Consider the following 24,527-nt stretch of genomic DNA (forward strand, 5'->3'; position numbering starts at 1 on the left):
AAAAAGAAATAAAAATTACTTTTTTATTTTAAATTTTTTAAAAAATAAAAAAAGACTAATTCACTTTAACATTTTATGTTAATTTGAATTAGTCTTTAAATTAAAGAAAATTTTCTAATTTTTAAAACCAAAAAAAGCAATTTAAAAATTATACTTTAATTTATAGTATTTTTTATTTTTGGAGTATTAAAATTTTAAAAATATAAATAGATAAATTTTTTATAGTAAATTTGAAAAAATCATTCTTAAGCGGGTTTAGCTCGATTTTTAAAGTGTTTTTTAATAATTCCATCAATTATGAAAACAAAATATACAAAAAGGCTCAAACCTAAAATTATATATTTCCCAGCTTTTGGAATCAGACCAAGAATCCCGGGAATATAACCAATAAAATAGTCAGTATCTCCTCAATTTAGCGTAATTAGTGATTGTTTATTAGTCCCTTTTATTAAATTTCCAAGTTCATTTGTAGCTAATGGCACTCAATTTCCAAGGCCAAAAAATACAGGAATAAAAGTGATAATTAACCCACTAACAAAAGAACCAATAACTGCTCCTCATATTCCGCCTTTGATATTTCCAAAAACTCCAGAAGTTGCCCCTAGAAAAAAATGAGGTACAAGTCCTGGTAGAATTATTGCCGGAATAAGTGCTGAATATCCAAGTCCAAGGGTAATAAAAAATCCAATAATTCCGGCAAAAAAAGAAGAAATAAAGCCAATAATTATCGCATTTGGGGCATAGGGGAAAACCACTGGACAATCAACAGCAACTTTTGCATTTTTAATTAATTTATCAGAAAATCCTTTAAACATTGGCACTAATTCACCAATAAAAAGTCTAACTCCAAAAAGGATAATTTCAACTCCGGCCGTAAAGGTAAAAGCCGAAATTATCATTGTAACCACCCAATTTTTTTGTGCTAAAATACTAATTACACCTGCATCGGCAGCTTTGTCAAATTTTCCTAACTCATATAAAATACCTGCAGGTAAAAAAGCAAAAATATAAAATAAGAAAACTGTCAGTGAAATTGAAACTAAAGTATTTCGAAAAAAATACAGTGACTGGGGAAATTTAATTTCTTCGGTTGAAAGTGGCTTTTTTTTGGCAATTTTTGCAATTCCTTGACCAATTAGTCCTGAAAGGGCATAACCAAATCCGCCAGTATGACCTAGGGCAATTTCATTTGTGCCGGTAATTTGGAACATATATTTTTGCTGAACTGACGGTGAAACTACCATATAAATCGCCAAAATACTTGATCCAGCAATCAATGCCATTGCAAAATCACTCGAATTATTTTGAAAATCATAACCCGAAGTATACATAACAACGGCTAACATCAGTGACGAATAATATAAAACATGTCCAGAAAGATAGACATATTTTAGTCGTGAAAAGGTTGCAAGAATAATATTTAAAATCATTGCAATCACCATAATTAGCGAGCCTAAAGTAGCAATACTTGGCAGACTTTCAGTGAGAGCGCCAGCAAAAGCATCATTATTTGGAATCACCCCGTTTAAATTATAAACCCTTTGAAAAAGCGGTTGGAAAAAATTAAGTGAGGAAACTAAAACTCCAGCACCACCACCTAAGACAAGAAAACCAACACTAACTTTAAAGGAACTTATAATGATTTGTGAAAAACTTTTACGCATTGCAACTGCGCCGATTAGACTAAAAAGTCCAACTAAAAGCGCCGGTGTGCCCACAAAATCTTTTAAAAAATTTAAAAGTCAGAGGCCAAAATTCATAAATTATCCTTTCTTTTAGCTTATTTTTAAAGTTTTTTTTAATTTTATCTCGAGTTCTTCTTTTGATAAAATATTAGTCAAAATTACCATTTTACTTTTATCAAAATCAAGACTTGGGGCAACATCAGCGCCGATTATAACTAAATCAACATCAAAAGAATCAAAACTGGAAATGTTAGTATGCTCAACTGAGTCATAATTTATCTTTAATTTTTCAAGGACAGATTTAACATTTAGCTCTAAAAGTAGTGAAGATCCTAGTCCTGAACCACAAACACATTTAATTTTCATTTTTTAAACCTTTGTATTTTTTAATAATTTGATAAAATTCTTTAATTGTTCTAGAAGCATAAATTTCTTTTTTGAAATCTGAATTACCAAAAAAAAGCCCAAATTCTTGAATTAAAGCAATATGATCATTAGAATTTGGCGCACTTAAAGTAATAATAATTTTTGCTTTTTTATTTTTTTGGTTATTAAAAGTGATCATTTCATCTAAAACTAAAATTGAAGTTCCAACTTCTAGACAATAATCGCCAACTGGGGCATGCAAAAGTGCGACACCTTCTTCAAGTACATAATAGGCGCCGTATTTTGCTGTTTGTTCCATGATTGCTTTTTCAAGATCGTAAGTTGCTTTTTTATTTTCAACTAAGATCCTTACGCCCTCATGAACTGCTTGGTTTCAGTTTTTAATTTTACAAAATTTAGTCATTTTTTCATTAAAAAGTTCCATTATTTCCTCCTATATTAATAAAAGCGAGTGTCATAAACAATATAAATGCAAGCAAAAGAACGCCAATAAAAGCAAAAAAGACGATTCAGCCAGCTTTTGTTGATGTTTTTGTTTGAATTTCTTTTGGTTTTGGCATTGATTTGATATAAAAAAATTTATTTGGATTGTTCTTTAAAATAATTGCTTCATTTTTAGACTTTTGAAGTAATTTTTCTAGTTCAATTTCACTTTTGTTTTCAAGCTCGCTAATTTCAAAATCATATAATTCAACAAGTTGTTTTTTTAATTCTTTTTTTCGCATTTATTTCCCCAAAGCATTAAATTTGTTGATAAAATTTTGTAATAAAAACGGATAAAACAAAAAATACTTCTTTAAAAATGCGAGTTTTTTATATTTAAAATATGAATTAGCCACTTTAAATTCGTCCTTTTCTAATTTTGTTAGCAAAATTTGCTTTGATTGTTTATATGATTGTGAATAAATTTTTTGATTTAGAAAAAAATCCAGAAATACCACAAAAACAGTTAAAATCAAAAAACACAAACTAACTATTAAATAGCTTAAAAATGAAAATAAAAAACCCAAATGAAAACTTATAAGAAAACTGGAAAAAATAAAAATATCAATTTGCAATGATTTTTTGCTTTTTAGGAGATAAAAATTATAAAAGTAAAGCAAATTTACTACACCATAAATATGGTTTTCTAAATAAAAATTAGGAATTTTAATTATTTTTTCACTGATTCAAATAGGTTTTAAGAAAAAATCTTTAATTAATAAAATTATGAATTTTTGTTGATATTTATTAATAAAACCTTGTTTTATCGTTTCAAGATCAAGTTTAATTGAAATTTTTAGTTTAGAGTATTTAATTTTTAGATTAACTCTGTAGATAAAAAAAATAAAAAGTTGAACAAGGACAAAAATAATTCAAGCAGCTAAAATGTACCAAGACAAATTTTTAAGCATTTTTCTCCTTATTAAACTGGTTAATTGAGCTAAAATAATCAATTATTTTTTTGGGAATGTAAATTTTTTGACTATTTTGTCTTAGTTTTTTTATAATATCGTTTTGGCTTCAAATTTCAAATCTAGTTTTGTTGTCAATTTGATTAAAATCAATCCGATCATCAACTAAAATGACAATTTTTGAATTAGAAAATTTCTTATCTAATAATTTAAAAAGTGAGTCAAATTGGCTTTTAGAAAAGTAATTTTGCTTTAAAATCTTACCTTTTTTCAAAAAAATAATGTTTTCATCAATTATTATTTTATCAATACCCACTTGATAATTGATAATATTAGAAACAAAAAAAAGGTTTGACTCATTGACAATAAGACCAGGTAAAACTGAATAATTTAGTTTTGAAAAACGATTTTTTAAGAGCAAATTTGTCATAACTTTTACATCAGCAGAGGCATTTATAATTTCAAGAGCATCAATTGTGAATTGTTCTACCGAAATTAGTTTATATTGAGATATTTTTTCTGGGGTTTTTTCAAATAATCTTTTGAAAATGAAAAAAATCAAAATAAGAAACAGCAACCCAACCGTTGAATACAAAACAATATTAATTAAGGGCATTTTTTTGATTTCCTCAAAGTCTAGAGAATTCAGAAAAATTTGGATATGAAAAAATTATGCTACCACCAATTACAACATCAACGTTTCATTTTTCAAACTCAATTCAATTTTCCTTGCGCAATCCACCGTCGGTATAAATTTTAATTTTTTTATTTATCGAACGAATTTCGCCAATTTTTAAAAAAAGTTGCTGATTTAAGGGCTCACCGACTCCGCCAATTTTATCTATTGTCATTAATAAAATGACGTTTGAACAAGAAATTATTTCGCAAAAGTCTTCAATTTTTTGATTGGCTTGAATCATTAAACCAAAATTTATATTAGAATAAGACTTATTTAATCTTTTAAAATCAGTTTTTGAAACTTGTTCGGCGGGTAAAAAAATTGTTTTAAAACCTATTTGAATTAATTTTTCAACTTTTTCAAGTGAATTTTTACACATCAAATGAGCATCGAATTCAATATTAGGGAATAACTTTATTAAATAATTTGCAATTTGGTAGTTTAGTCCAAAATTTGGGGCATAAATTTGATCAACAAAATCAATATGGGCGTATTTTAAGCCGTTATTATGCAATTTTGTTAAAATTTTAATTACTTTAAAAATGTTAAGTGCGCTAATGCTTTGTGAGTATTCCAACACTAAACCCCATTCACGATTTTTGTAGTTAATTAAATTCTACTTTTTTTTTTTTTTTTGCAAGCATCTTTAAAATTTTTTTCATTCCAACCGAAAAAAATTAAAAAATCATTTGTTTTCTATAAAAAACAGGGAGCAATGTTTAAATTAGTATATTAATTTTTGGCACTATCAAAAAAGGTGTGACAAAATGAAATAATGCAAATCTACAGCTGAAGATGAATCTAAATACATCAAAATTGCAAATCTAAAGGGTAAAAATCGCAATTTTACATTTTACAGAAGAATTTAGCCAAATTTATAAAAAAGAAAAATGCAAAATAGACACAAAGAGTCAATTTTGGATGTATATGAAACAATTTAATAAGAAATTGACATATAATTAAAAAAACAATTAGAAATTATTTTCCCTAATCGGTTAAATAATGTAAAATTAAATTAGATTTCTATTTGAAAAATCCCTAAAAAATTTAAAACACAAAATTATGAACACTCACTTTTTTTAGTTTTAAAATTTTAACATATATTAAAAACTTTTTAGGGAAAATACCTAAAAATATTATATTTTAAAAGAATAAGTTATTATGTTAATCAATTGCAAAAAATAAATTACACTAAAATTCAGGCACATTTTTGCAAATAAACATAATTTCAACTATCAAAATTACTATTTTTAAATAGATAATAAAAATGAAAAACAAGTTAAGAATTTTAAAAATAAACTTAAATCTTTTGTCTTTAAATTTATTAATTAATAAAAAGATCTACGATTCCCCTTCTATCTCAAGATATTTTTTATTTTTATGACCGCGAAAATCTACTCTCGCAATTTCTTCATAATATTGATCTCTGCCATCCAAATCCCTAGAAAAGGGAGGGTGTTCTTCTAGAATTAATTCTTTTTCTTGTTGGCTATATAAATTAGTATTTTCTAGAAAGTCTGTAAAACGATCAAATTCATGGTCTATTTCTTTTAGATATTTATTCAATGCATCCCGATATAAAATTAATTCTTCCCTCGATGATTCAATCACATTTTTAGATAAATTGTTATACCTTGGTGATCTAGAAACAAAAAATTCGGGATCTATGCCATCACGCAGAAAAATATCTTGTTCAAGTTTGACCAATTTTTGTTTAAAATAATATTTTAAAATTTCGTATTTACCTTGATAAATATTATCATATAAATTTGAATGACCAAATCAGTAATAAATTTTTTGATTATCAACATACAATAAAATGAAATTTTTTAATGCAATTGGCAAAATTCATCCTTCGCCTGATCCATAGGCGGGGTAGTAATATGGTTTAAATCAAAAAACTGGCTTTTTTGAGTCAAATTGGGAAATTATTTCATCAAAAAGTCCGTATTCTTGCCCACCAAAGTAAAAAATTTCGAAATTTTCAAGTTTTAATTTCGCCCATCTTGGTAGAATTAAATAATCAGGTTTATCGGGGTAAAAATATTGACCTTCAATTTCATATTTTGGGCCAAATAAAATTTGCAACAAATAGATTAATTCAATTTTATTTGTCCAATTATTCACACTATCATAATAAGTTTGGCCTTTTTTACCAAAAAGTTCGATGCAATATTTTCGATATTCTGGGCCAAATTTATCAAATCAACTAAGAATAAATTTATCACGATTTTCAATATTTAAGTTAAGCTTTTTAATCCCGTATTTTTCAAATTTTTTAAGCAAATTTTCATAAGTTTCAAAAGTAAATACATTTTGAATTGGTTGAATTTGGGTTTTTTCACTAAAATTATAATTCTCTTTTAATAACAAATTGTAAATATTTTCTACATTTTGTCCTAAATATGCTTTATTTATATCTACAAACTTTGAATTATATTCATATCTATTTGATAAAAAATCAAAGATTTTTTCGTGATAATTTGCTAAATTTTTTGGTTTTGCATAAGGAACACTTTCCTGTATTTCCTTAATAATTAAAGCTTCAATTTCTCTTAATTCGCTTTTTGATTTAAACATTTTTGAAAAGACAGCCGGATAAGAGATTGAAAATTCGCATTTTTCAATATCATCAAAGTTTTCAAAGACAACAGCAACAACTTCTTCAAAACCTTTACCGTCGTATAAATCATAGGAAGGACGAAGTTCATCGATAAAATCAAAATTTTCTTTTCCATTTTTTTCACAATATTCAACGTTTGCTCAACCGCCAATTAAACACCTAATATCATTATAAAAATGGAAATTATTGAGTCTTTTGGAGAAAAATGCACTTTTTGTGATATCTTCTAGTTTTAAATTATAAATATAATCTTCTTGTTTATAATTTAAACTAATAATTCTTTCAATTGGGTTAGGATAGAAGCCATTACTAAGGTAATATAATAAAAAATTTTCATAATAATACTCATAATTACAATTAAACAATAACTGAACTTCATGCTCAACTATGTTTCGAATTGAACAACGACTTTTAATATTAATTTCTATATATTTTAGTTTTTTTAACTGTTTTTTTGCCTTAGATAATGAATTTATCAGCTTCTCCATATAAAAAATGCACCTTTTCAATATTTAACATTTTTTTTCTTTTTATAAATTCGCGCTTTATGCCCCTTTTTTCATTCCCTATCATTCTTAATCTTCTTACATGATAACTGGGAAAATATATTTTGACGTATGATTGATTATTTTGAGCTTTACTTGGTTGAATATCAAACTCATTTTTAGGGTTAGTTCAATCAATAGCATCATTAGCTAGCCCTTCCCCAACAACAAAGCGATCTTTAGTAAAACCGATATCTTTATTTAAATTATTATTTGGATCTGTTAGCCTTCCATTTCCTAGAATCAAATTTGCTGTATCTTTTGTTTTTTCAGCCAAAGTTCTCATAACTAATTCGTTATGTGAATAAAAATCAATAGGAGAATTTAATTTTTCCCTGATATAATCACGGTCATCTTGATTCATTTTATCTTTTATTAAACTAGGCAGCAAATTATCAATAACAATTTGAGTTAATACTGATTGGGCTAGCAAACTCCCAACGGCTAAAATTCAGGCTTGAGTTGCTGATATTTCTTCCTGACTAATAACAAAATAAGGTTTTAAGTTTTCAGTCTGAAAATTAAAAAATCAAGCAAGATGGATTCCCGTGTATTTTTCTAATTTTTTTTTATCTTTTACAATAGAAAGTTTTAAAGTAGTTGCCTTTGCTTTTGTTTTAATGCTAGACTCACCTTTTTCTTTTGGCAATTTTTCTAAGTCAACCACAATTGAGCTTTCAGTTCTTGAAATAATCGGGCTATAATCAACTGGCGAATACTCACTTCTGCCGTTATCAATTCATCTACGTAGGCTATCAACAACTTTTGGAACAGTTTTTACAGCTGCTACAGTAGCTGTTGTTGCTGCTACTGCAGCAATGGCAGCTGCAACAGCTTTTGTAATAAATGGAATAAAAGGAAGAAGGAAAAAGAAGGTTTTTTCAACCCGAGTTTGATTTTGAAGTTCTCTAAAGTCAAAAACGTGCCCTTCAAATCTTAGTTTTGGTATACCTTTTTCAAAATAGAGTTCAGCTTTTTTGTTAACAAATTCAAGTGAAGCACTATTTAAAATTACCTGACCATCTTGATTAATTTGAATTTTAATATCATCTAGATTAGGAGTCTCTGAATGGGTGCTTGTTTTGTTTAGATGTGTTTGGGTTTTTTTAATATTTGCGTTGATAACAAGCGAATTTTGTTGGTTTTTGGCGGAAACAATTTGGACTAAATCATCAAAATTTAGCGGTTTTTTTGAATTTAATAAATCTATATCACGGGTTTCGAGTTTAAAATCTGAATAGCTTTTTGTATTTTGAAAATGTCAAAGAGGACCAAAAACACTTAGTGTCAGTGAAAAGAAACCGACAATATTAGTGATAAACTTAAAAAGTTTCAGTTTTTTCTTCATGTTTTTTCCTTATTTATATATTCTTTAATCTTTAAGATTATTATTGATTTAAAATTATAACATATATTTAAGAATTTTTCTGAAAATATCATTTAAAAATATTGTATTTTAAAAGAATAAATTAATACAAATTAGTATGCTAATTTTAGACATCTTCAAAAAAGTGTGTCAAAATAAACAATACAGATTCACAGTTGAAGACAAATTTAAGTGTATCAAAATTGCCAAATCTAAAGGTTAAAAATTGCAATTTTACATTTTACAGAAGAATTTAGCCAAATTTATAAAAAAGAAAAATGCAAAATGGACACAAAGAGTTAATTTTGGATGTATATGAAACAATTTAATAAGAAATTGAAATATAATTAAAAAACAATTAGAAATTATTTTCCCTAATCGGTTAAATAATGTAAAATTAAATTAGATTTCTATTTGAAAAATCCATAAAAATTTAAAACACAAAATTATGAACACTCACTTTTTTTCCTGAGTTTCCCAGTTTGATGGCAAAAATTCACTTTTTAGTGAATATGAATATGCAGAAATCCCCGTAAATCGGTGTTTTTTACCCGTAAAACCTTAATTTTTATTAATTACAATTAATTACAATTTTAAAGTAATTTTATGGTATAATTATAAATTATGAAAAAGCATAATTTGATTTTGTTTAATGTTTGAGGATCTTCAAAAGATAAAATATATAAATATGTTGGCTGAACACAAGGTTATGGGAAAGCTCCAAAACGTTGATTTAGTATAGGAAATGTGCAAACTTTGGAAAAAATTAATCCAAATGCTATTCAAATTATCAAAGAAAAATTGAAATTGTTTTCAAATTTAGATGACAAAGATAAAATCAAGACTACTTTACTTGATTCTATTAAAAATTCCGCCATAATCGAAGGTTCGGTTTTTATTGGTGGGGAATTAATTGAAAAACTTATTGAAAAGCACAATATTTTTGAATCACTTCCTAAAAGTAGACATAAAAATATGAAACAAATTTTTAACTACTTAATTTCAAAGCGAATTACTGATCCTGGTAGCATTATTAATGCTTTTGATAAAAAGGATGATTACTCAAATCAAATAAATACTTCCAAAAATAGCTTTTATAGACTCTTAGATCTTGTCTATGAATCACAAAATCAACTTTTAGATAGTCTTAACAAAATGGTTATAAGCGAGCTTGGAAAAAGGGACAATGAATTTTATTTTGATGCATCAACAGTCTATTTTGAGACATTTGAAGGAAATGGATTAAGAATTCCTGGCTATTCTAAAGATGCTAAATTCAAAGAAGATCAAATTGTCATTGCTTTAGCATGCGATAAAAATGGCATTCCTTTTCATATTAAAGTTTTTAAAGGAAATACAGCCGATTCTAGTACGCTAATCCCTTTTGTATTAGATATTGAATCCAAATATAATATCAAAAATATGACAATAATTGCTGACCGTGGCATGTCCACTGCTGCAAATATTCGATTTCTTGAATCAAAAGAATATAATTTCATTATTTCTTATCGTGCAAAGATAGGCAGTCAAAAATTTAAAAATTATTTATTAGATCCTAGCGATTATGTTGATGTAAATGCAGATTTTAAGTATAAAAAAGAAGAATTTTATTCATCTTATAAAAATAAAAGATACACTGAAAATATTAGAAGAAGAATTATTACTTACAGTAAAAAAAGAGCAATAAAAGACAGCAAGGCTCGCGAAGAGCAAATCCAAAGTTTTATTAAAAAACAAAATAAAGATGGTTTTATTGAAGTAAACAAATTGTTTGGTAAAAAACCTAAATATTTTAGGGAAATTTCAAACATGAAATTTGAATTAGATCAAAGTAAAATTGACAAGGACAAACAATTTGATGGTTACTATGTCTATGAAACAAATATACTAAATTTAAATGTCTTAGACATAGTTGAAAAATACCAAAAACAGTGAAATATTGAAGCTAATTTTAGAAGTCTAAAAGGTTTATTGAATATTCGTCCTGTATTTTTAAGAATAGATGAGCATATCCTAGCTCATACATTTTTGTGCTTTATCTCATTAGTTATTTTAAAAACTATAATTTTTAAAATCAACAAACATATTAGTGATAACAAGTTATTTGCAAACAGTCAATTAACTGAAGTTGGTTTAGTAACGATGTTGCAAAAATTAAGACAAAGGGTTGAATTTAACACTTTAGATCAACAAATGATATTTAAAAATCGCGATGGTGTTCCTAGTGATCCCAATATTTGAAATAGGTATGATTTCTACTTTGATATCTTAATAAATCAGTAAAAAAATAGGTAATTAACTTTTGGCAAAAAACTTAAAAAAGCACGGGAAACCGGACACTTTTTTAAAATTATCTCATCAAACTGGGAAACTCGGGAATAATGTAAAATTAAATTAGATTTCTATTTGAAAAATCCCTAAAAAATTTAAAACACAAAATTATGAACACTCACTTTTTTTAGTTTTAAAATTTTAACATATATTAAAAACTTTTTAGGGAAAATACCTAAAAATATTATATTTTAAAGGAATAAGTTATTATGTTAATCAATTGCAAAAAATAAATTACACTAAAATTCAGGCACATTTTTGCAAATAAACATAATTTCAACTATCAAAATTACTATTTTTAAATTGATAAAAATGAAAAACAAGTTAAAAATTTTAAAAATAAACTTAAATCTTTTGTCTTTAAATTTATTAATTAATAAAAAGATCTACGATTCCCCTTCTATCTCAAGATATTTTTTATTTTTATGACCGCGAAAATCTACTCTTGCAATTTCTTCATAATATTGATCTCTGCCATCCAAATCCCTAGAAAAGGGAGGGTGTTCTTCTAGAATTAATTCTTTTTCTTGTTGGCTATATAAATTAGTATTTTCTAGAAAGTCTGTAAAACGATCAAATTCATGGTCTATTTCTTTTAGATATTTATTCAATGCATCCCGATATAAAATTAATTCTTCCCTCGATGATTCAATCACATTTTTAGATAAATTGTTATACCTTGGTGATCTAGAAACAAAAAATTCGGGATCTATGCCATCACGCAGAAAAATATCTTGTTCAAGTTTGACCAATTTTTGTTTAAAATAATATTTTAAAATTTCGTATTTACCTTGATAAATATTATCATATAAATTTGAATGACCAAATCAGTAATAAATTTTTTGATTATCAACATACAATAAAATGAAATTTTTTAATGCAATTGGCAAAATTCATCCTTCGCCTCCACAATCAACGGAGTAGTAAGATGGTTTAAATCAAAAAACTGGCTTTTTTGAATCAAATTGGGAAATTATTTCATCAAAAAGTCCGTATTCTTGCCCACCAAAGTAAAAAATTTCGAAATTTTCAAGTTTTAATTTCCCCCATCTTGGCAGAATTAAATAATCAGGTTTATTGGGGTAAAAATATTGATCTTCAATTTCATATTTTGGGCCAAATAAAATTTGCAACAAATAGATTAATTCAATTTTATTTGTTCAATTATTCAAATTATCATAATAAGTTTGGCCTCTTTTACCAAAAAGTTCGATGCAATATTTTCGATATTCTGGGCCAAATTTATCAAATCAACTAAGAATAAATTTATCACGATTTTCAATATTTAAGTTAAGCTTTTTAATCCCGTATTTTTCAAATTTTTTAAGCAAATTTTCATAAGTTTCAAAAGTAAATACATTTTGAATTGGTTGAATTTGGGTTTTTTCACTAAAATTATAATTCTCTTTTAATAACAAATTGTAAATATTTTCTACATTTTGCCCTAAATATGGTTTATTTATATCTACAAACTTTGAATTATATTCATATCTATTTGATAAAAAATCAAAGATTTTTTCGTGATAATTTGCTAAATTTTTTGGTTTTGCATAAGGAACACTTTCCTGTATTTCCTTAATAATTAAAGCTTCAATTTCTCTTAATTCGCTTTTTGATTTAAACATTTTTGAAAAGACAGCCGGATAAGAGATTGAAAATTCGCATCTTTCAATATCATCAAAGTTTTCAAAGACAACAGCAACAACTTCTTCAAAACTTTTACCGTCGTATAAATCATAGGAAGGACGAAGTTCATCGATAAAATCAAAATTTTCTTTTCCATTTTTTTCACAATATTCATTGTTTGCTCAACCGCCAATTAAACACCTAATATCATTATAAAAATGGAAATTATTGAGTCTTTTGGAGAAAAATGCACTTTTTGTGATATCTTCTAGTTTTAAATTATAAATATAATCTTCTTGTTTATAATTTAAACTAATAATTCTTTCAATTGGGTTAGGATAGAAGCCATTACTAAGGTAATATAATAAAAAATTTTCATAATAATACTCATAATCACAATTAGACGATAAATGAATTTCATGCTCAACTATGTTTCGAATTGAACAACGACTTTTAATATTAACTTCTATATATTTTAGTTTTTTTAACTGTTTTTTTGCCTTAGATAATGAATTTATCAGCTTTTCCATATAAAAAATGCACCTTTTCAATATTTAACATTTTTTTTCTTTTTATAAATTCGCGCTTTATGCCCCTTTTTTCATTCCCTATCATTCTTAATCTCCTTACATGATAACTGGGAAAATATATTTTGACGTATGATTGATTATTTTGAGCTTTACTTGGTTGAATATCAAACTCATTTTTAGGGTTAGTTCAATCAATAGCATCATTAGCTAGCCCTTCCCCAACAACAAAGCGATCTTTAGTAAAACCGATATCTTTATTTAAATTATTATTTGGATCTGTTAGCCTTCCATTTCCTAGAATCAAATTTGCTGTATCCTTTGTTTTTTCAGCCAAATCTCACATAACTAATCGATCATTTGAATAAAAATCAATAGGGGAATTTAATTTTTCCCTGATATAATCGCGGTCATCTTGATTCATTTCATCTTTTATTCAACTAGGCAGCAAATTATCAATAACAATTTGAGTTAATACTGATTGGGCTAGCAAACTCCCAACGGCTAAAATTCAGGCTTGAGTTGCTGATATTTCTTCCTGACTAATAACAAAATAAGGTTTTAAGTTTTCAGTCTGAAAATTAAAAAATCAAGCAAGATGGATTCCCGTGTATTTTTCTAATTTTTCTTTATCTTTTACAATAGAAAGTTTTAAAGTCGTTGCCTTTGCTTTTGTTTTAATGCTAGACTCGCCTTTTTCTTTTGGCAATTTTTCTAAGTCAACCACAATTGAGCTTTCAGTTCTTGAAATAATCGGGCTATAATCAACTGGCGAATACTCACTTCTGCCGTTATCAATTCATCTACGTAGGCTATCAACAACTTTTGGAACAGTTTTTACAGCTGCTACAGTAGCTGTTGTTGCTGCTACTGCAGCAATGGCAGCTGCAACAGCTTTTGTAATAAATGGAATAAAAGGAAGAAGGAAAAAGAAGGTTTTTTCAACCCGAGTTTGATTTTGAAGTTCTCTAAAGTCAAAAACGTGACCTTCAAATTTTAGTTTTGGTATACCTTTTTCAAAATAGAGTTCAGCTTTTTTGTTAACAAATTCAAGTGAAGCACTATTTAAAATTACCTGACCATCTTGATTAATTTGAATTTTAATATCATCTAAATTAGGAGTCTCTGAATGAGTGCTTGTTTTGTTTAGATGTGTTTGGGTTTTTTTAATATTTGCGTTGATAACAAGCGAATTTTGTTGGTTTTTGGCTGAAACAATTTGGACTAAATCATCAAAATTTAGCGGTTTTTTTGAATTTAATAAATCTATATCACGGGTTTCGAGTTTAAAATCTGAATAGCTTTTTGTATTTTGAAAATGTCAAAGAGGGCCAAAAACACTTAGTGTCAGTGAAAAGAAACCGACAATATTAGTGATAAACTTAAAAAGTTTCAGTTTTTTCTTCATGTTTTTTCCTTATTTATATATTCTTTAATCTTTAAAATTATTATTGATATATAATTATAAATGTATTTAAGAATTTTTCTGAAAATATCATTTAAAAATATTGTATTTTAAAAAAATAAATTAATACAAATTAGTATACTAATTTCAGACATCTTCAAAAAAGTGTGTCAAAATAAACAATACAGATTCACAGTTGAAGACAAATTTAAGTACATTAAAATTGTCAAATCTAAAGGTTAAAAATCGTAATTTTGGATTTTACAGAAGAATTTAGCCAAATTTATAAAAAAGAAAAATGCAAAATAGACACAAAGAGTCAATTTTGGATGTATATGAAACAATTTAATAAGAAATTGAAATATAATTAAAAAACAATTAGAAATTATTTTCCCTAATCGGTTAAATAATGTAAAATTAAATTAAATTTCTATTTGAAAAATCCATAAAAATTTAAAACACAAAATTATGAATACTCCTTTTTTTTAGAATTGAACCTTTTAACTTTTTGCACATTTTAATTATTAACTTTAATTATAATAGTTTTAATATTCTGTGACATAATCAGAGCTTTTTAAATACTTTTAGGTTATAATATACCTTAAATTTGTTATTTATAAGACACCTTTAAATAAAAATGAAAAAATTTACTAAAAAATACGGCTTTATTGGTTTATTTTTGGCTCTAAATCTTGGAATTTTGTTGGCAAACGTTGCTTTGCTAACAAATAATTGAATAAAACTGAATCCAAAAGTTAATCTTGAAAGTCTTTTAAAGTCAATTGTTGAAATTAAGATTCAAAAAAATGAGGAAATTTCTTTTGCTACCGGTTTTGTTATAGATAATAAAATTATTACTAATAAACACATTCTTGAAAATAGCGATGAAATTGATATTTTTTATCGGCTTGCAAATGAAAAAGACTATAAAAAAACCAGAATTATAAAAATTTCACAAAACTATGACATATTAAGTTTGCAATTAAACACACAAGTTAAAAATCTTGAAATAGAAGAAAATTTTAATTATGCCGATGAAATTTTTACAATTGGAAACCCACATAATCTTGGCTTGACAATCAGCAAAGGCATTATTTCAGGAACTAATAAATTAGCAAATCAAAGTTTTGTTCGAACTAGTATCACAATTGAGCCAGGAAATAGTGGCGGACCTGTTTTAAATACTAAAAACAAAGTAATTGGGATAATGACTTTTCGCCTTATAAATGAAAAACCAGTTCAAGGTATTTCTTTTTTTCTCCCTTCAAGTCAAATAAAAGAGTTTTTAAATTCAAATTAAATTTTTAATATTCTAAATTATTTACTATCAAAAACCATTAAATTAATATACTCCAAATTATTAAAATTTGTGATTAAGTTTTACTCTAGTAAGAAATTGTAGTGCGCAAAAACTATTATTAAATCCTCTTTATTTTTTAAGATTTGAAAAGGTAATATTTCGACAAAGATAATAAAACGCCTCGTTAAGGCTCGGATGGGTATAAGCCATTTTTTGCAAGTCAAAAATTGTTAATTTTTGTGAAAGTGCAAGGGCAATTTGATTGACTAGAAGCGAAGCCTCTTCAAGGAAAATGTTACATCCAAGAATTTCAAAAGTTTTAGAATGGAAGAATAACTCGATAAAACCGGCTTCAATTTCGCCATTAGCGTGGGCGCGGGGCAAATTTTTTGCAAAAATTTTTGCTTTTTGTACTTTTTGTACTTTTAAGAGTGTTTTTTTTGTTTATACTTGCTTTTGACAAATTAATTTTTTTTGGGCTAGTTGTTTTTTCTTTATTTTTATTTGGATTTAGAAATGTTTCAATATCTAAGTTTAATAATTCCATAATTCGTAATTCATCAATTGCATCAAGTAAGGCATTATGTGTTTCTAAATAATTTTCATCTTTGGTTAACATTCTGTATATATCTTCTGCCTTTCATCCTCTTTTTAAATTGCCGTTTTTACTTGTTTCTGCATTTAATTGAATATATTTGTTAAATTGTTTGTTTTTAGCGAATATAGAAATATCGTTATGCTTGAATGACTTGTGCAATTCAGGCAAATGTCTAAAATCAAATTTTGTATATGAAAACCAATTTTTGACTTCATTAGATTTCAAGAAATAAATTAGTTGAACAATCATTTCTTCGCGTGTTTGAACAACATTAGCATCTTGTTTAAATTCAAGAGGAAGGGGAGCTAAAATATTACGGGCATACATTCCACCTACTGTTAAATTGTTTTTTATTATTCAATATTCTTTATCAAATCATTGAAAATCAGTGCTATCAGCAATTACGACTCCAACGGAAAAAACTTCACTTTGATAGTTTGTTTCTACATCAATTACAGCAATGTTTTTATTCACGTTAGTAATTTTTTGTTTTTTAATTGCTTCCATCTGATTCCTCAAATTCTTTTTTACGTATTAGGTTTATAAGCTCCTTTTGAAATTGTTTGTACGAGTTTTTCGCTAAATTCTTCTCGATTTTTGATTTGAATTTCATGCATTTCGTTATTTCTAATATTCCACAATATACCTTTTTCCTTTTCTAAGGCTAGCATATATGAAGCAGTTTGTAAAAAATGATCAGTTGTTAAATTACTAACAAATTTAAGTTCATAAACTATATCATTCTTGATAACATCAGCGATTCCCTGAACTTTTATTCTAAGATTATTATCACTAAATTCCAACCAACATTCTTGTTGAATTATCTCGTCTTTTTCAAGCACTTTTGATAATCTTTTATGCATTTGATCAACAGCATTATCATCAACAAAATCGGGTGAAACTTGTTTAATGTATCTTTCTTGTTGTGTTTCCAAATAAACAAGAAAGAGTGTTAAATCTTTTATTGAATTTCTTTCACTAATATAATCTTCATAGTTCTGTTTTAGCTTTTTTATTTTTGCTGGTCGGTGTTTATAACGTTGTTCAAAAAAATTGATAAAAAACCTAATTTCTTTATCTATATCCCAATCATCGAAATAAGATGCTTCAAGATAGATCCCTACACATGGTGTAAGATCAATTAAATCATCGTGTGTTTGTACTTTTATTTCGGTTGTATCTTCGGTTTTAATTTTTTTTACTTCAAGCATTTTGAACATATTCTGAAGATCAATATCATACTTGTGATCAAACATATCAGACATTCAAAATGAATCACTGTTTAATTTTACTAAATTTTTGGATTGTTTGATGATTTCTTCATTTAATAGTTCCTTTTCGTCTTTTGGATTTGAAAAGATAATTTTTTCTTTCCCTCTACTTGCTGCTACACAAAATATGTTTTTTACAATTTCATAATTTGCTGTAATTGGACTTAAACGCTTTTGTCAATAATCTATGGTAAAAACAAAAATAACGCAAATAGGTTTTTCCAATCCTTTTGAGCTATCATATGTTGTAAAAATAGCCGAATTTTTTTTGGGCGACAAATTTGCGTCTCTATCTCTTATAGAAGCATAAACGGTTTTTTTATTAAAAATATCACTATGATTTTCTTCAAGATAATTTAAAACTTCTGTCATTTCATCATTAACTCAGGGTCCTGGCCCTAAACATAAGATATCAGCAGGTTTTTGTGTAGCCAAAAACTCCTTAATTTCTTCCAGTTCCATATATTGGATTTGACAATTTTTGTTGACTCCATTAATTGTTTTACCCCAAATTCGACCCAACATATTAGCGTGTTCTTTTGGCATTCTGAAGGAAAATGTTAAGCTAATTTTTTTATATGATCCTAAAAATTTATCAATAAAATCAGTAACATTTAATTTTGTATTATCGTAAATTTTCTGACTAATATCTCCAACTGCAACAATTTGTATATTAGGATTTTCTTGTTTTATTTTTTCCAATAACCAAGATATTTCTTCAGTAATATCTTGATATTCATCAATTAGTAGAACATCATAAGCGCCAACAGAAATGTTATTTCTTAAAAATATTCTAATTGAGTCTGCAGGGGAAGAATTAATACCATTTCTTCGCAAAAATCCATATGCAAATCCGTGATAATTTTGTACCATAACATTTTTGTTTTTAATCTTGTTTTTAGCTTCAACTTTTAATAGTCTGTTGTAAGTTAAGTACAAAATTCTTTTATCAATAGGAAATTTGTCGCAGAGAACCTGAATCACTGTTGTTTTTCCACTTCCAATACAAGCATCAACTAGGATATTTTCCCCTTTTAATGCTAAATTAACAACATTTTGTTGCTCTTCTGTGAGTTTATCTGCAATAATTTTCTGTTTTTGTTTTTCAGTTTTTCTAGCCATAATTCCGTTAGTTATTAAGTGTAATTATTAATAATATTAATTTAAAATTTAATTTTACTTTTTTTTTTTTTTTTTTTTTGCAAGTAATTCTATAATTTTTTTTATTTAATAGAAAAAAATAGAAAAAAATATAGAATTTTCATATTTTTATAAAAAATTAATAAACCTAATTTATTGATTTTTTAAAACTAATAAAAAAATATCCTTTTATTAATGGATATTTTTTTATTAGCAAGCAAAACAAGAAAAATTTAAAAAATAAATTTTTAAATCCTCTTTATTTTTTAAGATTTGAAAAGGTAATATTTCGACAAAGATAATAAAATGCCTCGCTAAGGCTCGGATGGGTATAAGCCATTTTTTGCAAGTCAAAAATTGTTAATTTTTGTGAAAGTGCAAGGGCAATTTGATTGACTAGAAGCGAAGCCTCTTCAAGGAAAATGTTACATCCAAGAATTTCAAAAGTTTTAGAATGGAAGAATAACTCAATAAAACCGGCCTCAATTTCGCCATTAGCGTGGGCACGGGGCAAATTTTTTGCAAAAATTTTTGCTTTTTGAAAATCAACATCCAAATTTAATAATTGTTTTTCTGTCTTCCCTACAGAAGCAATTTCCGGAATTGAATAAATTGCCCAAGGAATCAATTCTGCGCTAAATTCTTCATCAGAACTACCGAATAATATGTGCTTTGCAACAATATCAGCATGTTTGTAGGCAGTTGATGAAAGCATCATTTGACCCGTAATGTCACCGATTGCATAAATATTTGGAACTGAAGTTTGCATAAATTTATTGATTTTTAGAAATCCACGGTTATCTAGATCAATTTTTAAACCAGAGAATGCCTCATTTTGGGGCTGACGACCGATTGCCAAAAGAATATTTTTGGTTGTATGAGCAAAAATTTTGTCTTCTTTTTCAAGTAAAAGTTGCCCATTTTCATATTTTTTGACTTTTGTTTTAGTAAAAATTTTCACTTTGTTTCTGTCTAAAACAAAATTTGCCGCCTCGGCAATTGAATTATCAAAATTGGCAAAAACACGATCATTTCCTTCAATTATTGTAATTTTTGCCCCAAAACTAGCATAAAAAACTGCAAATTCAAGCGAAATTGCCCCACCGCCAATGATTGTTAGTTCATCAAATTCAATTTTGCCTTTAAAAAAATCATCAGAAGTAATTAAATTTGCTTTTTCAGCACCTTCAATTTTAATTTTTCTTGGTTTAGAGCCTGTTGCTATAACTAATTTTTCAAAGAAAAATTCTTCATTTTCTGCTAAAACTGTATGATTTGATGTAACTTTTGCTTTTTTATTATAAAAATCAACACCAGAATTTTTTAATGTTTCTAAAATTGAGCCTTGTAATTTTAGTGAATTATTTTTTGCTCTTTGAAAAATTTGCTTAAAATTAAATTTCGCTACTGAATTTAATCCAAATTTTTCTGCATTATCAAAATAAGATTTAATTTTTGCTGATTTAAGAATTGTTTTTGTAGGAACACATCCTCAATTTACACAAGTTCCTCCGAGAAATTCTTGCTCAAAAAGCGCAACTTTTTTACCATTTTTACCCAAAATAGCAGCTAGAGAATGACCCCCAGGGCCACCACCAATAATAATTACATCGTATTTTTGCATTTTTTCCAGCTTTTTCTGTTTTTTTTTTTTTTTTTTTTTGACTTTTTTATTTTTAGTATTACTACTAATTATAACTAATTTTTGAATTTTATTATATAAAAAATACAAAATTCAAAAATTACTAAAAAATAACTGAAAATATGGTATAATTATAGCTACAAAGTTATAGCTAACCTAAATATTTAAAAATGATTTATAAAAATCTTAGAATTGTTAGTCATTCTGATGAATTTATAGGTTGAATTGAACTTGATAAAAACGGAATTATTGTTGATTTAAGTAGAGGAAATACAGAATCTTCAGGAATTGACTGCAAAAACCACGTTTTATTACCGGCTTTTATTGATTCGCACACCCACGGCGGCTATGGATTTTCATTTGATGACTTTTCAGATAGTTGCTGGGAACAAAATTTTTTAGATTATAAGGAAAAACTACATAAATTTGAAGGTGTAGCAGCAATTTTTGGAACAACTATTACCCAGCAATGGGAAAAAATTAAGGAAAATAGTGAATTTTTTTTATTTTTGCTTAATAAATATCCTAATTTTTTACTAAATTGATATTTAGAAGGTCCGTTTATTTCTGAGAAAAAAAAAGGGGCACACAATCAAAATTTAATAATCAAACCAAAAAGAGAACATTTTAAGTTTTTGGCAGAAAAGTTTAACAAAAAAATTACAGTGGTAGTTGCCCCTGAAAAAACTTCAGCAAAATTAATTGATTCTTTTTATAAAACAATTAATTTTGCGATTGGGCATTCGAATTCTTTTGATTTCAAAAAGAATCATAATTTAAAAAAGTACTATAAATTTACGCACTTTTTTAATGGATGTTCAAATTTTGACCACCGAAAACAATCACTTGTCAACCTTATTTTTGAATCAAAATTACCTAAAAATTTTCTTGTTGAGTTAATCACTGACAACCTTCATATTAAAAATTCAACCCTCAAATTTACAATTAAAAATATTAAAAAAGAAAATTGGGTTGCAGTCTCAGACTCGCTTGCCCAAAAAGGACTTGATAATGGATTTTATAAATTAGGAGAACTAAAAATTGAGAAGAAAGGTGATTTATTCTATCTAAAAAATTCAAAACAAATTGCCGGAAGTGGGATGTCATATTTAAAAATTCTTAAGAATTTAAAGTTAAATTTGAAACTATCTTGACAGGAAATAGTTTTTTGTTCCTCTTATAATGTGGCAAATTCATTGGGAATTCTAGATTTTTTTGGGTCAATTAAGATAGGACAAAAAGCAAATTTTGTAATTTTAGATGATAAATTTGAACTAAAAATGTCAATCATTTTTGGCCAAATTTACCGCGAATTTGCAAAATAGTCTATGAATTTAAAGCTTTTTTAAACCAGAGAAGAAAAATAAAATGTTAGATTCTTATGCTATTTTAAGATAAGAAAGAATTTTTTCTGTCATCTTTTCAATTCCTTTTTCATTAATTTTCCGAATATCAAAGGCATTTGGATTTTCCTGAAAATATAGTTTCACCTGTTCGGAAAAACTAACTAAAAGGTCTGTAAAAATATTGATTTTGTTAATTCCACAACTAATTCCTTTTTGAATTTCTTGAATCGAAAGACCACTTGTTCCATGCATAACAAGCGGAATTCTATATGCTTTTTTGAAATTTTGGATTAATTCTCAGTTAAGATTTGCCTTTTTCTTGTAAATTCCATGAGCAGTTCCAAAAGCAATTGCCAAAAGATCAGGTTGAGTTTTTTTATAAAAATCTTTTATAATTTCTAGGTCAAGAATTTGCTGATTTTCTGCTTGATGACCAATTTCCTTCCCGCCGATTTGGCCAATTTCTAACTCAAGGAAAATATTTTTTTCCTTGGCAAGTTCCTTTGCTTTTAAAGATTTTTCGATATTTTTAGCAACATCAAATTTTGAGCCATCAAACATAGCAGAATTAAAACCTAATTCAAGATATTTTTCAAAAAGTTCTAAATCATCACAGTGATCAAGGTGAAAAATAAATTTTCCTGGTGAATTTTTAATCGCCGAAACAATCATTGGTGCTAGAAATTCAATACGGGAATATCTAATTCCTCCCAAACTTAACTGAATTATTAAGGGTTTTTTAGAAATTTCACCTGCTTTAATTACAGCAAAAAGTGTTTCTAAATTTATAACATTAAAAGCAAAAATTGGTTTATTCTCTGCATTTAGTTTTGAAAATGTTTCTTTTGGATCGATAAAAACCATTATTTTCCTATCATTTTTTTAAGATAATCAGCTACAAATTCAACATCGGTTCCAATAATAATTTGATATCCTTTATTTCCAACACGGACAACTCCACGGCCGCCGGCGGCTGTAATTTTTGCATCTAATTCATCATTTTTTGCATTATCTTTAAGAATTAATCTTAGCCGTGTTGCACAATTTGAGACTTCTTCAATATTTTCCTTACCTAAAATTTCAATAAAATCTGCTGCCATTTTTTGATAGTCATCAGCAAATTTTACTTTATTTTTAGTTATTTTTTCTTGATCAGGTAGAAATATTTCCTGATTTTGCAAGTCAGTTTTTTCATCTATTATACTAAATTCTGGCCCAATTTTATCTTCACGACCCAAAGTTTTAATATTAAACTTTTTAATACAAAAGAAGAAACTTGAACCTTGAATTACAAACATTATCGCGGAAAAAACCCAAATTCATAGTGGATTTGCCAAAACTCCAAAGTTTTTTGCAAACGCCCATGACCTTGGAAAAGAAACAATATAATCAATAAATCCAGCAGAAAATCCAATTCCGATACTCATTCCAGTTCAAGATACAAACATGTAAATCACTGAGGTCAAAAAAGCATTTAAAAGTCATAAAAGTGGTGAGATGAAAATAAAAGTAAAAATTAAAGGCTCATCAATTCCAGTAAGAAAACTTACAAGTGTCGCTCCTGCTAAAAAGGTAGTAATTGTTTTTCTTCTTTCTTTTTTTGCAGCAAAAATCATTGCAACTGCAGCTCCAGGAAGCCCCCCTAAATATAACGGGAAAAATCCGGTTGTAAACCCACCAGAGCCAATAATTCCAGTATTAAATGCAGTTATATCCCCATTTACAGTATAAATTTCACCTAATTTTGCAACAGTTTCTCCCACCTGATTAATCACGGGGGAAATTAATTTACCCTTAATTGGCAATTGAAATCAGACAAAAGTATTCAAAATATGATGAAGTCCAAAAGGTTGTAATAATCTATTTAAAAATGCATAAATTGAAACATAAAACCCTCGAGCATAATGATTTGCACTTTGATCTGATAGAGCTGAACCAATTTTAATTAGTCCATATTGGGCTCAAGGTCAAATAATTGCAAATATCAAACCAAGCGGAATTATTGAAAGAATTCCTAACATAGGCACAAATCTGCGGCCTCCAAAAAAAGAAAGTGTTTGTGGTAGTTTAATATTTTTGTATTTATTATACAAAAATGCAACAACAAGTCCAACACTAATTCCGCCAATAACTCCTGAATCGAGCTGATAAACTGGCTTTCCTGCTTTTAAAAAATACAAAAGTTGCGTAAATCCTTTGAGTTGACCGGACTTAGCAACTAAAACATTTTTATAAATTGCCTCCGCTAATTGGTTCTGTTTTAGAAGTGTTGACATCCCATATCAAACAACAGCAGCTACAAGAGCGGCCTCGCCACGGTTGTCTTTGGCAAAACCAAAACCGATTCCAATTGCAAAAATTATCGCTAGATTATCAAAAACTATTCCGCCTGGGGTTGAAATCAGCCTTCCCCAAAATTTTTGCGTCTCGGATATTCCAATTGATCCATTTGCTAAAGGATCCTGAATTAGTGCACCAATTCGTAATAAAAGTGCCGCAATCGGTAAAACGGCAATTGGGAACATTAGTGATCTACCAAGCCGCTGTAATTGATTCAAAATTCGGTTAAAAATCGAATTTTGACTATAATTTTCGGCCTTTTTTGGCCGAAAAAACTTTATTTTTTTTACAAATCCTACTGACATTATAACTAGTTTTTCTA

20 protein-coding genes are annotated in these 24,527 nt (G+C 27.1%); 3 read left to right on the forward strand and 17 right to left on the reverse strand.

The genetic code is table 4. From position 1 onward, the window contains the following. Positions 1 to 245 precede the first annotated feature (245 nt). The 9 genes from MHJ_RS02945 to MHJ_RS03950 form a co-directional block, all read right to left on the reverse strand. Positions 246 to 1,760, reverse strand: coding sequence for a PTS ascorbate transporter subunit IIC (locus MHJ_RS02945; RefSeq protein ID WP_011284296.1), 1,515 nt, complete (start codon positions 1,758 to 1,760; stop codon positions 246 to 248). A 15-nt stretch (positions 1,761 to 1,775) separates the two neighbouring features. Beyond that, positions 1,776 to 2,051, reverse strand: a complete 276-nt coding sequence (locus tag MHJ_RS02950) for a PTS galactitol transporter subunit IIB (protein ID WP_011206404.1) — start codon at positions 2,049 to 2,051, stop codon at positions 1,776 to 1,778. After that, positions 2,041 to 2,496: a PTS sugar transporter subunit IIA gene (locus tag MHJ_RS02955; RefSeq protein WP_011206405.1), complete on the reverse strand. Its 456-nt coding sequence runs from the start codon at positions 2,494 to 2,496 to the stop codon at positions 2,041 to 2,043. Before MHJ_RS02955 ends, MHJ_RS02950 begins: the two co-directional genes overlap by 11 nt. Continuing rightward, positions 2,483 to 2,797, reverse strand: a complete 315-nt coding sequence (locus MHJ_RS02960) for a hypothetical protein (protein WP_011206406.1) — start codon at positions 2,795 to 2,797, stop codon at positions 2,483 to 2,485. The genes MHJ_RS02955 and MHJ_RS02960 overlap by 14 nt, the downstream gene beginning before the upstream one ends. Next, positions 2,798 to 3,466: a hypothetical protein gene (locus tag MHJ_RS02965; RefSeq protein ID WP_011206407.1), complete on the reverse strand. Its 669-nt coding sequence runs from the start codon at positions 3,464 to 3,466 to the stop codon at positions 2,798 to 2,800. It lies immediately after the preceding gene. After that, entirely contained in the window at positions 3,459 to 4,082 is a 624-nt protein-coding gene (locus tag MHJ_RS02970) for a hypothetical protein (protein WP_011206408.1), read from the reverse strand. Before MHJ_RS02970 ends, MHJ_RS02965 begins: the two co-directional genes overlap by 8 nt. After that, a complete protein-coding gene (locus MHJ_RS02975; RefSeq protein WP_011284299.1) occupies positions 4,069 to 4,725 on the reverse strand; it encodes a ribulose-phosphate 3-epimerase in 657 nt (218 codons plus the stop codon). The genes MHJ_RS02970 and MHJ_RS02975 overlap by 14 nt, the downstream gene beginning before the upstream one ends. Positions 4,726 to 5,486: 761 nt before the next feature. Continuing rightward, positions 5,487 to 7,166, reverse strand: coding sequence for a hypothetical protein (locus MHJ_RS02980; RefSeq protein WP_011284300.1), 1,680 nt, complete (start codon positions 7,164 to 7,166; stop codon positions 5,487 to 5,489). A 61-nt stretch (positions 7,167 to 7,227) separates the two neighbouring features. Further along, complete coding sequence (locus tag MHJ_RS03950; protein ID WP_044284697.1) at positions 7,228 to 8,661, reverse strand: hypothetical protein; 1,434 nt, start codon at positions 8,659 to 8,661, stop codon at positions 7,228 to 7,230. A 642-nt stretch (positions 8,662 to 9,303) separates the two neighbouring features. Between MHJ_RS03950 and MHJ_RS02990 the strand changes: the two genes are divergently transcribed. Beyond that, positions 9,304 to 10,962 carry an IS1634-like element ISMhp1 family transposase gene (locus tag MHJ_RS02990; RefSeq protein ID WP_011284262.1) on the forward strand — a complete coding sequence of 553 codons (1,659 nt, stop codon included), beginning with the start codon at positions 9,304 to 9,306 and terminating at the stop codon, positions 10,960 to 10,962. 434 nt (positions 10,963 to 11,396) lie between these two features. Here MHJ_RS02990 and MHJ_RS02995 read toward each other — a convergent pair whose 3' ends face one another. Both MHJ_RS02995 and MHJ_RS03955 read right to left on the reverse strand, forming a co-directional pair. Further along, on the reverse strand, positions 11,397 to 13,076 hold the full coding sequence (locus tag MHJ_RS02995; protein ID WP_011284302.1) for a hypothetical protein: 1,680 nt from the start codon (positions 13,074 to 13,076) through the stop codon (positions 11,397 to 11,399). 61 nt (positions 13,077 to 13,137) lie between these two features. Further along, positions 13,138 to 14,571: a hypothetical protein gene (locus MHJ_RS03955; protein WP_081430770.1), complete on the reverse strand. Its 1,434-nt coding sequence runs from the start codon at positions 14,569 to 14,571 to the stop codon at positions 13,138 to 13,140. Positions 14,572 to 15,205: 634 nt separating this feature from the next. Between MHJ_RS03955 and MHJ_RS03005 the strand changes: the two genes are divergently transcribed. Further along, the gene (locus MHJ_RS03005) at positions 15,206 to 15,868 is read left to right on the forward strand and encodes a S1C family serine protease (RefSeq protein ID WP_002557698.1); all 663 of its coding nucleotides are present in this window, start codon (positions 15,206 to 15,208) and stop codon (positions 15,866 to 15,868) included. A 129-nt stretch (positions 15,869 to 15,997) separates the two neighbouring features. Here the strand turns inward: MHJ_RS03005 and MHJ_RS03010 are convergent, their stop codons facing one another. The 4 genes from MHJ_RS03010 to MHJ_RS03025 form a co-directional block, all read right to left on the reverse strand. Next, a complete protein-coding gene (locus tag MHJ_RS03010; RefSeq protein ID WP_044284698.1) occupies positions 15,998 to 16,252 on the reverse strand; it encodes a hypothetical protein in 255 nt (84 codons plus the stop codon). Continuing rightward, positions 16,233 to 16,973, reverse strand: coding sequence for a hypothetical protein (locus MHJ_RS03015; protein ID WP_044284699.1), 741 nt, complete (start codon positions 16,971 to 16,973; stop codon positions 16,233 to 16,235). The genes MHJ_RS03010 and MHJ_RS03015 overlap by 20 nt, the downstream gene beginning before the upstream one ends. Positions 16,974 to 16,993: 20 nt before the next feature. Continuing rightward, a complete protein-coding gene (locus tag MHJ_RS03020; protein ID WP_044284700.1) occupies positions 16,994 to 18,859 on the reverse strand; it encodes an AAA family ATPase in 1,866 nt (621 codons plus the stop codon). Positions 18,860 to 19,136: 277 nt separating this feature from the next. Further along, on the reverse strand, positions 19,137 to 20,501 hold the full coding sequence (locus MHJ_RS03025; protein ID WP_011284308.1) for a dihydrolipoyl dehydrogenase: 1,365 nt from the start codon (positions 20,499 to 20,501) through the stop codon (positions 19,137 to 19,139). Between the two features lie 188 nt (positions 20,502 to 20,689). On the opposite strand from MHJ_RS03025, the gene MHJ_RS03030 reads away from it, so the two are divergent. Further along, a complete protein-coding gene (locus MHJ_RS03030) occupies positions 20,690 to 21,844 on the forward strand; it encodes an amidohydrolase family protein (RefSeq protein ID WP_044284701.1) in 1,155 nt (384 codons plus the stop codon). Between the two features lie 54 nt (positions 21,845 to 21,898). Here MHJ_RS03030 and MHJ_RS03035 read toward each other — a convergent pair whose 3' ends face one another. Then, positions 21,899 to 22,729: a class II fructose-bisphosphate aldolase gene (locus MHJ_RS03035; protein WP_044284702.1), complete on the reverse strand. Its 831-nt coding sequence runs from the start codon at positions 22,727 to 22,729 to the stop codon at positions 21,899 to 21,901. Beyond that, positions 22,729 to 24,510, reverse strand: coding sequence for a PTS transporter subunit EIIC (locus MHJ_RS03040; RefSeq protein WP_148166908.1), 1,782 nt, complete (start codon positions 24,508 to 24,510; stop codon positions 22,729 to 22,731). Before MHJ_RS03040 ends, MHJ_RS03035 begins: the two co-directional genes overlap by 1 nt. Positions 24,511 to 24,527: the final 17 nt, after the last annotated feature.

It is taken from the genome of Mesomycoplasma hyopneumoniae J (assembly GCF_000008205.1).
Taxonomy (GTDB): domain Bacteria; phylum Bacillota_I; class Bacilli_A; order Mycoplasmatales; family Metamycoplasmataceae; genus Mesomycoplasma; species Mesomycoplasma hyopneumoniae.